This window comes from Streptomyces sp. ADMS (genome assembly GCF_033441795.1).
Classification (GTDB): domain Bacteria; phylum Actinomycetota; class Actinomycetes; order Streptomycetales; family Streptomycetaceae; genus Streptomyces.
This window is the reverse complement of sequence record NZ_JAVFVX010000391.1, coordinates 1-558: the sequence shown is the minus strand read 5'-3', so window position 1 is coordinate 558 and position 558 is coordinate 1. Positions and strand designations below refer to the sequence as shown.

General features: G+C 71.5%; 1 protein-coding gene. It reads left to right on the top strand.

Annotated features, from left to right (window positions below):
- The coding region (locus RB628_RS41215; RefSeq protein ID WP_318325746.1) for a DUF317 domain-containing protein at positions 1–440 on the top strand (440 nt) is incomplete at its 5' end.
- Positions 441–558 lie beyond the last annotated feature (118 nt).

Below are 558 nucleotides of genomic sequence, written 5' to 3'. Positions count from 1 at the left end.
ACCGCTACGGCGCGGCCGACGTCTCCTTCGAGTCCCCGGACGGCCTGGCCGAGGTCCACCTGCGCCGGACCCGCCTGGACCACGCCGCAGAGATGACGGGCCATCAAGAGCGTTGGCTCATGCTGGCCGGACCGCCCGGGAACCAGTGGTACGCCACTGCCTCCTCCTTCACTCCGGAGGGCCTGGTCGCTGCGATGAACACCGCGCTCACCGACCCGGCACCGGTCATCCGCTGCGGCGGCGATCTGCGCCGCCTTCCGCCGCAGGCAACGGCTACCCCGGTCAATCCTCCGGTGCCGACTCCCCTGGACGTCCGCCGTGCCCAGGTTGCCAACTCGCGTTCCACCGTGGCGTCCTCGCCTGTCGGCGCACGGCCGTTCATCCCGGCACCGCGCCCGCCGTCGGCTCCGCAGGTCCCGCGCCCAGGGCACAGCCGCTGACCACCGTTCCCTTCTCACTCTCCGGAGCCACCCGTGTCCGACGCAACTGCCCTCAACCAGGCTGACGCGATGATCGAGAAAGCCTGGGGCCGCCCCATCGACGCGCTGGAAACCCTCG